Below are 10,842 nucleotides of genomic sequence, written 5' to 3'. Positions count from 1 at the left end.
CGTTTTTAAACGGGGCTTTTTGATCGGCAATTCAGGAGGATCCGTATCAAGCGCCGTTGTTAGCGCCAGATGCTGGAGCCGAGGTGATGGCCGGTTTTCTCGCCGTCTGCGGCTTGGTCTTGGCCGCAGTTCCCGCGGCTCCCGTGGCCGCTGCAGGCTGGATCGAGGATGCATCCGCCTTCGGCGCCATCGCTTCTTTATCCGTTGCATCAGCGGCCGAGGTGGGCTCCTCGCCCGTGTACATGTCACCCCCCACTTCCTGGCCGCGAGTTTCATAATTCGGCAGGAAGCGGGACATGGAGATGATGACCCGGCGATTCAATGACCTGCCGGTCTCCGTTTCATTGCTGGCGACATGTTGCTTCTCACCATGACCTTCCACTTCGATCCGTGCCGGATCGATCCCCAAACTGGCAAAGTAGTTCTTGATGGCCTTGGCGCGTTTTTCAGAGAGTTTCAAGTTCGGCCAGCGCCCACCATAACTATCGGTGTAAGCATTAATCACCAGCATATCGATCGACGGATCTGCCTTCAGGTATTCGCCAATCATCTCCAGACGCCGCTGGGAATAGGGAGTCAACCGATCACTGTTCTTCTCGTAATTCAGTGCGGTAAACGCAATATCGGCGAAGGTATAGGGCAACAAACTCTGCAGGCACATCAGGAAGGATTGGTAACGGGCATAAAAGCCGACCGCCGATACCGATACTTGCACCGGTTCACCTCTATGGTACCAATCACGGAACACAAAAGCCGGGAAACGTCCTTGCTCCAGCTCGCCAACCATGGTCCAAGCAGTCTGTCCTTCGACCAGACCGTCAAACTGTTTGTAGAAACGTATGGTTCCCATACCGGTTTCGGCAACACCAGGGCGCCAGCGTGGAGGCAACGAGCGCAGGGTCACGGTTTGCACCCGGGCATTCGGGCGCAACGGCCGCAGCTCGAAGTCCAAGTTGATATTCTTACCAGCCCGACTGACGAAAGAACCGCTACCGTAACCGGGAATAAAATGCTCGAGACGGCATTCCAGTGCGCTATCACCGGTCAATCGCCAACTGGACTGATCCAGACTGGCACCATATTCCAGCACCGCAGCCTGGCTGACTGCAGTCAGCACACCTAACAAGCCAAACAGATATCTGTACTTCACGGCCGTCTCCTCTTCCTGTACCTCCCCTCTATCGGCCTGAAAAGCTATTACTTTAGCGAAATTGCCGCGAAGCCGGTGCACGCTGCAGGCATGGGCTTTCAAGGGCACTTCTGCCATAATACGCCGTCTTTATACCCAGATAAGACTCAAGATAGCCCCCTAAAAGGGGATAACCTGCGGGAAAGGAGAAACCCCATGCGCAAACGTATCATCCAGATAGAAGAGCGACCTTCTTTACTGGAAAGTATTCCTCTGAGCTTTCAGCATCTGTTCGCCATGTTTGGTGCTTCGGTGCTGGTACCCATGCTGTTCAAAGTCGATGTGGGTACCGTCCTGTTATTCAACGGTATCGGCACCCTGATTTATCTGTTTCTCTGTCAAGGCAAGGTACCTGCCTACCTGGGATCCAGTTTCGCATTTCTCTCGCCGGTTTTTGCCGTGATGGCCAGTTACAACTATGAAACCGCATTGGGCGGTTTTATTGCCTCCGGTTTGTTGTTCATGGGTGTCGCCAGTCTAATCAAGATGTTTGGCTACCAGTGGATCAACGTGATCTTCCCACCTGCCGCCATGGGGGCCATCGTTGCCATCATAGGTCTGGAGTTGGCGCCTGTGGCCGCAGACATGGCCGGTTTGACCGCCAAGACCCTGGATCCGAAAGTAGTCGGTGTGGCTATGCTAACCTTCGCCGTCGTGGTGTTCGGTTCCGTCTTGTTCCGCGGTTTCCTGGCCGTGATCCCGATCCTGATTGCCATCATCGTCGGCTATGCGGCCGCCTGGTTGCTGGGCTTGGTTGATTTCACCAATGTAGCTCAGGCATCCGTATTCCAGGTGCCCACCTTCTACTCTCCGACCTTCGAGCTGGCCGCCATCATCACCATATTGCCAGCAGCCTTCGTGGTGATTGCCGAGCATATCGGTCACTTCATCGTGACGGAGAAGATCGTCGACCGCCCGCTGATGAAAGACCCCGGTATGCATCGTTCCTTGATGGGCGACGGTATCTCCACCACCCTGTCCGGCTTTTTCGGCTCAGTTCCTACCACCACCTACGGTGAAAACATTGGCGTGATGGCCATTACCCGAGTCTACAGTGTGTGGGTTATCGGTGGCGCCGCTGTGATTTCTATTCTGTTAGCGTTTTTTGGTCAATTCACGGCGCTCATCCGTACTATCCCGGTTCCGGTGATGGGCGGTGTGTCCCTGCTGTTATTCGGGGTGATTGCCGCTTCCGGTATCCGTATGCTGGTCGAGTCCAAGGTTGATTACAGCAAACCAAAGAATCTGATCCTGACCTCCATTGTGCTGATCATCGGCCTGTCCGGTGCCCACTTGGATATCGGCAGTGTCAGCCTCAAGGGGATGGCTCTGGCAACCTTGCTGTCTATTGCCGTCAGCCTGCTGTTTGAATTGTTCGAACGTCTGGGCTGGATGAGTACCTACGATATCATGGAGCCTTAACGGGCTCCGTTTCTTCACACCCTGTTCTAGTGATCGAGTTTTGGATGAGTGAAAAAATCCCGTTGCACCCGTTAAAAGCCCGCTTTCGCGGCTACTTCCCCGTCGTCATTGATGTTGAAACGGCCGGTTTCAACGCCAAAGGTGATGCGCTGTTGGAAATCGCCGCCTGCACCCTGACCATGGACGACGATGGCTGGATGCATATCGATGAGACCTTCCATTTTCATGTTGAGCCCTTCGAGGGAGCGAACATCGAGAAGGCCGCCATTGAGTTCAACGGGATTGATCCGTTTAATCCCCTGCGCGGTGCGGTCTCTGAAAAAGAAGCACTAGGCGCCATCTTCAAGGGGCTACGAAAAGGACTCAAGGAAACGGACTGTCATCGGGCCATCGTCGTGGCGCACAACGCCGCATTTGACCATGGCTTCCTGATGGCGGCCGCCGAGCGTGCGGGATTAAAGCGCAATCCATTCCATCCATTTGCCACATTCGACACCGCCACCTTAGCGGGTCTGGCTCTGGGGCAAACCGTACTGGCCAAGGCGTGTATGGCGGCAGGAATTGCCTTCAACAATAAGGAGGCTCATTCCGCACTCTATGACACCCAACGCACAGCCGAGCTGTTTTGTCATATCGTTAATCGCTGGAAATCCCTCGGTGGCTGGCCTCCGGCCAACGACGAGTAGTCACACCTTCAGCCCCATCCGTGGGGCTGATTTTATTGTTCTCCGCCACCAGTCGAATACACTAGCCTTGTGGCAATTGATTCGATCTTCCGCTCGACATTTGTCATTTAATCCGCAAAATATTCCGCTCTTTTAGTCCCTTGAGATAAGAATCGATGAACCCGGTTGTTGTTGCTGTATCCCTCATGCTGGTACTGAGCCTGTTGCGGATCAATGTCGTTGTGTCCCTAGCGGTCAGTGCTCTGATCGGGGGTCTGGTCGGTGGTCTAAGCCTGATGGAAACCCTGAAGGCATTTACCGATGGTCTGGGTGGCGGCGCCACCATTGCCCTCTCCTACGCCATGCTCGGAGCCTTTGCCGTAGCGATTTCCCGCTCGGGGATCACCGACCTGCTGGCCCACAAGGTCATTTCGCAACTGGGTAAAAAGGCGACGCCTAGCCATCTGGTCTGGGTCAAGAGTCTGCTGTTGGCTGCGTTGCTGGCAGTCAGTATTGCTTCACAGAATCTGATCCCGGTGCATATCGCCTTTATTCCGATCCTGATCCCGCCTCTGCTGCATGTCATGGCGCAAATGCGTCTGGATCGCCGGTTAGTCGCTTGTGTCATCACCTTCGGCCTCACGGCAACCTACATGATTTTGCCGGTTGGATTTGGCGGCATCTTTCTCAACGACATACTGGCGCAAAATCTGATCCGCAGCGGTGTGGCCGTGAGCGGTCCGCAACTTCCTCTGGCGATGGCCATCCCGGTTCTGGGTATGGTTCTGGGTCTGGTATGTGCGTTTTTCAGTTACCGGAAACCTCGGGATTATGCGCTGGAGCCTATTCTGGCTATCGAGCCGGAAACAGTGACCTTTACCCCCCATCATCTGTGGGTGGCGGTGGTGGCGATTTTGGCGGCCCTCGGTCTGCAGTTATATACCGACTCCATCATCGTCGGTGCGCTGGTTGGTTTCCTTATTTTCACGATTGGCGGCGTCATCAAATTCCACGAGAGCCAGGATGCCTTCACCCAAGGGGTGAAAATGATGTCGCTGATTGGTTTTATCATGATCAGCGCCTCCGGCTTTTCGGCGGTGATGAATGCGACGCAAGGGGTTGAAGGTCTGGTTCAGACCGTCGGTAACGCGCTGGGTGACCACAAAGGCTGGGCCTCCTTTGCCATGTTGCTGGTCGGCCTGCTGGTCACCATGGGGATCGGCTCCTCCTTCTCTACAGTGCCCATTATCGCCGGCATCTATGTTCCCCTCTGCCTGCATCTGGGTTTCTCACCGCTAGCCACCATCGCTATCATTGGTACCGCTGGTGCCTTGGGGGATGCGGGCTCGCCAGCTTCAGACTCAACTCTGGGTCCAACCTCGGGGCTGAACGCCGATGGTCAGCACGACCATATCTGGGATAGCGTGGTCCCCACCTTCATCCACTACAACATCCCACTGCTCGTCTTTGGCTGGATTGCCAGCATGGTGTTATAAGCCAATAGCCGATAAACCAAGGGCCATCATAGTGATGGCCCTTGGTGCTTCATGCTGTCGTTCGGCTGAGGCGTTGAACGCAATCGTTACTCAGCCGCTGGCTTATGCCGCGCCGCCGCTTCCTGGATCAGAGGCTTCAGCTCCCCTTGCTGGAACATCTCCAGAATAATGTCACAGCCTCCAATCAGTTCCCCCTCAACCCACAACTGCGGAAAGGTTGGCCAATTGGCATATTTGGGCAGCTCGGCGCGAATATCTGGATTTTGCAGGATGTCGACATACGCGAACGGCTCACCACAGGCCATCAAGGCCTGGGAGGCTTGCGATGAGAAACCGCAGCTGGGCAGCTTGGGAGAGCCCTTCATATATAGCAGGATCGGGTTTTCGGCAATTTGTTGTTTGATCTTCTCGATTGTTTCCATTACGGCCTCTGGCTATGTCGTTTTGGCTATTCTAGCGCATAACGTCGCGCTAACAATCCCACAAATCGGAAGGGTATTCATACCCAGGACCCAACACCGTTTAGCGATGAAGAGTAGGTCATGTAATCTGCAGGTAAGCAGCTTGTTAACAACTTCCGGTGCGTTTGTGGCTTTAGTTGTGGCGTTCAGCCTGAAAAGTTTGCTATAAATCAATTCTGTAACCGGGATAGTCCCCAACTTAATCCCTTTTTGGCAATTCGGCCCGGCTGAGGGCCTGTATACATTGGAGAGTTTACTCATGGCTTTTGAACTTCCGGCCCTGCCCTACGAAAAGAATGCCCTCGAGCCCCATTTCTCTCAAGAAACCCTGGAGTTTCACTACGGCAAGCACCACAACACTTATGTGGTAAACCTGAACAACCTGGTTCCAGGTACCGAATTTGAAGGTAAATCCCTCGAAGAGATCATCAAGACCTCCTCCGGTGGTGTCTTCAATAATGCCGCCCAGATCTGGAATCACACCTTCTTCTGGCACAGCCTGGCACCCAATGCCGGTGGCGCGCCGAGCGGAGCGTTAGCGGCTGCGATTGATGCGGCATTTGGTTCCTTCGAGCAGTTCAAGGAAGCCTTCACTAAATCAGCGGTCACCAACTTCGGCTCAGGCTGGACCTGGCTGGTGAAAAAGGCTGACGGCTCACTGGCAATCGTGAATACCTCCAATGCCGGCTGCCCGCTGACCGAGGCTGGGATCACCCCCTTGCTGACCGTTGATGTCTGGGAACACGCCTACTACATCGACTATCGCAACCTGCGTCCCAAGTATCTGGAAGCATTCTGGGCACTGGCCAACTGGGATTTTGCGGCCAAGAACTTCGCCGCTTGATTCAGCGAAAAAAAGCATTATCCAGAACCCCGCCTCGGCGGGGTTCTTTATTGAGTGATGAACGGGATTGAGTGATGAACGGGATTGAGTGGTAAGTGGGCCGCTTTACTCGCCAGGCACCAAATAGGTCAGTTGCTTGCCGCAACCCGGAGTACATTGTTGCCACTGACTAATTTCTAGCTCCAGAGTTAGTAAGCTGGCGGTGGTCAGCGGTACCAGGGCGCCAGGACACAGTGATAGCGCCAGTTCATCCAACCCCGGACTGTGAGCGACCAGCACCAGATGTTCATCCTTGTCATCCTGTTCGCGCAGCAACTCCAACAGCCGATCACCGCTGCTTTCATACAAGCGCTCATCCAGTTGTAATCCCGCCATCGGCAGCCCCACCAGACGACGCAAGACATGAGCCGTCGCATAGGTTCGGACTGCAGGTGACACCAACCACAGGCCGCCCGCAGGAACGTGTTTCCCCAGCTCCAGCAATTGCCGGTAGCCCCTTGAGGTCAATGGACGCCAACTATCCTCCAGCTCGGCAATTTTCCAGCTCGATTTAGCATGTCGAATCAATGTCAGTTGTTTCATTGCTACCTCTGCATGGTTGTTAGCCTGTTGTTATAAACTTAGCGCGCTTGAGGCAGGGTTCCGTGATAATCGCTAAAAAATCACCTGAACCCGTTGCACCAGCGCCGAGAAAAGAGTGGCAGCTCACCCTAAGTTGCAACATCAGCCAGCTCCGCAGCGCTCGAACTAGGTGACCCGTAGCGATGGAGACAAGACACCAGCAGTCCCTACCCGCACTGCTTTCCTCAGCGTGAGCAAAAATTCACCAGATCATCACCTTCCTCTTTTTTCACCATCAGGTATAATCCGCCATCTTTTTTAACATCTGCAGTCCGCTCTATCGCCTATGACCGTTACTACCTTCGATCCGAACGCATCCGACAGTTGTTCCACCACCACGCTGGGACAGATGCTCGACAACCAGCCGGCCAAACCGGCACAAGCACAGCCGGGAGCCGCACGCATCGGGTTTGTGTCCTTGGGTTGCCCCAAAAACCTGGTCGATTCAGAGCGGATCCTGACCCAGCTGCGTACCGAAGGCTACGAAGTAGTCAATCGCTATGACAATGCCGAGTTGGTGATCGTCAATACCTGTGGCTTCATCGACAGCGCCGTTCAGGAATCACTCGAGGCCATCGGTGAGGCACTGGCCGAAAATGGCAAGGTGATCGTCACCGGCTGTCTGGGCGCCAAAGAAGATCAGATCCGCGCCATTCATCCCAAGGTGCTGGAGATCAGCGGCCCTCATGCCTACGAGCAGGTGCTGCAGCATGTCCATACTTATGTGCCCAAACCCGCACATGATCCATTTATGAGCCTGGTGCCAGCACACGGCGTCAAGCTCACCCCCAAGCACTACGCCTATCTGAAAATTTCCGAAGGCTGTAACCATCGCTGCACCTTCTGCATCATACCGTCGATGCGTGGGGATCTGGAGAGTCGCCCCATCGGTGAGGTACTCGCTGAAGCCAAGCGTTTGAAGGAAGCCGGGGTTAAAGAGTTGCTGGTGATCTCTCAAGACACCTCAGCCTATGGCGTCGATGTCAAACACAGAACCGGCTTCTATGATGGGGCCCCCGTCAGAACCAGTATGAAGGCGCTGTGTGAAGAGCTGGGCAAGCTCGATCTGTGGGTTCGTTTGCATTACGTCTATCCCTATCCTCATGTGGATGATGTGATCCCCCTGATGGCGCAAGGCAAGATCCTGCCTTACCTGGACATTCCGCTGCAGCATGCCAGCCCGCGCATCCTCAAGCTGATGAAGCGCCCGGGAGCGGTCGAACGCACGCTGGAGCGTATTCACTCCTGGCGTGCCATTTGTCCAGAGATTACCCTGCGCTCCACCTTTATCGTCGGCTTCCCGGGGGAAACGGAGGAAGATTTCCAGATGCTGCTCGATTTCCTGGAGAAGGCTGAGCTGGATCGCGTCGGGTGCTTCAAATACAGCCCGGTAGATGGCGCTCAAGCCAACGATCTGCCGGATCAGGTACCAGAAGAGATCAAGGAGGAGCGCTTCGTGCGCTTCATGGAGCTGCAACAGCAGATTTCCACCCGTAAATTGGCGGAAAAAGTGGGCAAGCAGATGTGGGTGTTGATCGATGAAGTCGACGCAGAAGGTGCTATCGGCCGAACCCCGGGCGATGCTCCAGAAATAGACGGTGTCATCTATCTCAATGGTGAAACCGCACTCAAACCTGGCGCTCTGGTGCGTGTCGTCATCGAACACGCCGATGAATATGACCTCTGGGGTAGCCTGGTCGACGCTTGATCATGTGTCGCTGCCCCATACATCCGCACGGGAGCCTTGGCTCCCGTTGCTTTTTCTGGCTGCGGCTTGTCTTTTACCAAGAGGGCATAGGAGAATAGTTTGCCATTCACCTACCGATTGCCTGTTTCATGAAGATACTGCTGGCCGAAGACGACCGACTGCTGAATCACCACTTGAAGTCCATCTTGCAAGAAGAAGATCACCAGGTGTATGCCGCTCACCAAGCCGAAGAGGCTCTGCATTTTGCCGAGGATTATCCGATTGATGTGGCGATTATTGATCTCGGTCTGCCGGATATGGATGGTTTGACGCTGATCCGACAACTTCGCGACAAGCAGATCCCGTTTCCAATTCTGATCCTGACTGCGCGGGGCAACTGGCAGGACAAGGTCGCCGGTCTCGAGGCCGGTGCCGATGATTACATGGTCAAACCCTTCCACAAAGAAGAGATGTTGGCACGGTTAAATGCCCTGGTCCGTCGCAGCGCCGGGTTTATTTCGCCGCAAATTCAGGCCGGCCCCTATCGGCTGGATCTCTCGCGCAAAGAGCTGGCGGTTGCCGACGAAACGGTTGTACTCACCCATTTTGAATACACTATTCTGGAATATCTGATGCGCAATAGTGGTCAGGTGGTTTCCAAGCAGCAATTGATGGACCAGCTGTACGATGATGGCGAAGGGGATCCGAACACCCTGGAAGTTCTAGTCAGCCGCTTGCGCAAGAAACTGGATCCAGAAGGAGAGTTACAACCCATTACCACCATTCGCCGTCAGGGCTATATCTTCAACCTGAGTTGCCAATGATCCGCTCTCTCTACGTCAAGCTCTTGCTGTCCGCCATGTTGGTGGTCGGTTTGCTGATGGCCCTGCTGGTGAGCCTGGAATATGACTCCTACCGCAACGAGCAAGCCAAATTTATCCAGCAGGAGCTACAGCGGGATCTCTCCCGCCTGTTCTCCACCACGGTACGCCCACCACCGCGGGCCAGTGCCACCAAGGCATTCTCCATCATGAAGCTGGATTGGCCCAATCGCCTGGTGGATGGCGTGGTCTGTGATGTCAATGGTGAACTACTGTGGCAAGACATTGCCCAGGTGGAGCTACTGACCGTGCGCAAGCTCTGTCAACGGATCCTGCCCTTCATAGGTCCGCGAGAATCTCTGTTCCGGTTGGTCAAATTTGATACCGACGCCCCCTACTATCTCTACAGCCTGCGCGTGACTCGTTATTTCGACAGCAAGAAGCCGAAAACTTTTCATACCATACTGATGCGTCCGGCTTCGGATCTGGCCGCTCAGGCCGATCGCTATCTATTGCTAACCCTGCGCCGCGCCGTGTTGATCTATCTGGGCGTGGCGGTGCTGCTTTTACTATCCACGCGCTGGGGCCTGTCATCGCTCAAGCGCATCAAATCCGAGCTGGACGCGATCCGCAATGGCGAAAAAAGTGAGATGGATAGCCAATATGAAAAAGAGCTGCAACCGCTGACTCAGTCTCTCAACCGCTTGCTGGATAACGAACGCCAGCAAAAGCAGCGCTACCAACACACGGTCAACGATCTGGCACATAGCCTGAAAACCCGTCTGGCCTTGATCCAGGCCACCATGGCAGAAGAAAAACTCAGTACCAAAGCCCGACGCAACTTGAATGAACAGGTCAGCCTGATGGATCAGATCATTCAGTACCATTTGCGCCGAGCCGTTACCGGGCGCCAACTACTGAATAATCAAGGTTGCGATCCAGTACCCATAGCCCAGAAGCTGTTGGCCACCATGGCCAAGGTTTATCAACACAAGCGCATCCGGGTTCGCCTGCTGCATGATGATGAACTGCTGTTTCGTGGCGAACAGGATGACTTATTCGAGTTACTCGGCAACCTGCTGGACAATGCCCACAAGTTTGCCATCAGCGAAATTAGTCTGGAATTACGGCACGTCAGCACGGGCTTGCTGATCCGTGTCAGTGATGATGGTCCCGGGGTTCCCGAAGAGTTGCGAGCCCGTATTTTGCAGCGCGGCGTGCGGGCCGATAACTCCAGCGGACAAGGCATTGGCCTCGGCGTCTGCAGTGAAATTGTGCATAGCTACCATGGCCAGTTACAGGTCGGCGACTCCGAGCTCGGTGGCGCCTGTTTTAGCATCTTGTTACCCGGCCGCGCGGGCTAGCACCGACCACCTCAATGCCCAATGCCATAGTACCAGAGCAGCGACTGGTGCGAACGAATCTCGTCGCAGAGTTAAAACTCAGCCGAATATCCTACCAGGCAGGGAAACATCACCTATAAATCACTACAATATAGCCAGTCTCATCGTGATGACAGCGATCCTTTGAGAGCGCTTTCACATATTTCCCTACTCAATCTTGTGGTCATGCGGATCGGCGTCTACGCTCTAACGTAATCGGTTACGCAATCGGTTACGTCATGTTTAAGCGTGAA

Annotated in this window: 9 protein-coding genes and 1 pseudogene; 7 read left to right on the top strand and 3 right to left on the bottom strand. The window is 54.5% G+C overall.

Going from position 1 to position 10,842, the window contains the following annotated elements:
- Positions 1-289: 289 nt before the first annotated feature.
- Positions 290-1,150: pseudogene (locus ACZYUB_RS16135) on the bottom strand (flagellar protein MotY); the annotation flags it as partial.
- Positions 1,151-1,345: 195 nt separating this feature from the next.
- Between ACZYUB_RS16135 and uraA the strand changes: the two are divergent.
- From uraA to ACZYUB_RS16120, 3 genes are all read left to right on the top strand, one after another.
- Entirely contained in the window at positions 1,346-2,611 is a 1,266-nt protein-coding gene (gene uraA / locus ACZYUB_RS16130; protein ID WP_463949256.1) for a uracil permease, read from the top strand.
- Positions 2,612-2,655: 44 nt separating this feature from the next.
- Positions 2,656-3,297 (top strand): ribonuclease T, encoded by a 642-nt coding sequence (gene rnt / locus ACZYUB_RS16125; RefSeq protein WP_463949255.1) that lies wholly within the window; start codon positions 2,656-2,658, stop codon positions 3,295-3,297.
- Between the two features lie 155 nt (positions 3,298-3,452).
- Positions 3,453-4,772, top strand: a complete 1,320-nt coding sequence (locus ACZYUB_RS16120; protein ID WP_463949254.1) for a Na+/H+ antiporter family protein — start codon at positions 3,453-3,455, stop codon at positions 4,770-4,772.
- Between the two features lie 86 nt (positions 4,773-4,858).
- Here ACZYUB_RS16120 and ACZYUB_RS16115 read toward each other — a convergent pair whose 3' ends face one another.
- Positions 4,859-5,194 (bottom strand): Grx4 family monothiol glutaredoxin, encoded by a 336-nt coding sequence (locus ACZYUB_RS16115; RefSeq protein ID WP_463949253.1) that lies wholly within the window; start codon positions 5,192-5,194, stop codon positions 4,859-4,861.
- Positions 5,195-5,492: 298 nt separating this feature from the next.
- Here ACZYUB_RS16115 and sodB point away from each other — a divergent pair, with 298 nt between their 5' ends.
- The gene (gene sodB, locus ACZYUB_RS16110) at positions 5,493-6,077 is read left to right on the top strand and encodes a superoxide dismutase [Fe] (RefSeq protein ID WP_460882875.1); all 585 of its coding nucleotides are present in this window, start codon (positions 5,493-5,495) and stop codon (positions 6,075-6,077) included.
- Between the two features lie 105 nt (positions 6,078-6,182).
- Here the strand turns inward: sodB and ACZYUB_RS16105 are convergent, their stop codons facing one another.
- Positions 6,183-6,659: a SixA phosphatase family protein gene (locus ACZYUB_RS16105; protein ID WP_463949252.1), complete on the bottom strand. Its 477-nt coding sequence runs from the start codon at positions 6,657-6,659 to the stop codon at positions 6,183-6,185.
- A 388-nt stretch (positions 6,660-7,047) separates the two neighbouring features.
- Between ACZYUB_RS16105 and rimO the strand changes: the two genes are divergently transcribed.
- The 3 genes from rimO (at position 7,048) to ACZYUB_RS16090 (ending at position 10,570) form a co-directional block, all read left to right on the top strand.
- The gene (rimO, locus tag ACZYUB_RS16100; RefSeq protein WP_463949259.1) at positions 7,048-8,406 is read left to right on the top strand and encodes a 30S ribosomal protein S12 methylthiotransferase RimO; all 1,359 of its coding nucleotides are present in this window, start codon (positions 7,048-7,050) and stop codon (positions 8,404-8,406) included.
- A gap of 128 nt (positions 8,407-8,534) precedes the next feature.
- Complete coding sequence (locus ACZYUB_RS16095) at positions 8,535-9,209, top strand: response regulator (RefSeq protein WP_463949251.1); 675 nt, start codon at positions 8,535-8,537, stop codon at positions 9,207-9,209.
- On the top strand, positions 9,206-10,570 hold the full coding sequence (locus tag ACZYUB_RS16090; RefSeq protein WP_463949250.1) for an ATP-binding protein: 1,365 nt from the start codon (positions 9,206-9,208) through the stop codon (positions 10,568-10,570). Before ACZYUB_RS16095 ends, ACZYUB_RS16090 begins: the two co-directional genes overlap by 4 nt.
- The last annotated feature ends 272 nt before the right edge of the window (positions 10,571-10,842 follow it).

It is taken from the genome of Pseudaeromonas sp. HNCC25DJ182 (genome assembly GCF_055413365.1).
This window is presented reverse-complemented; position numbering and strand designations above follow the sequence as displayed.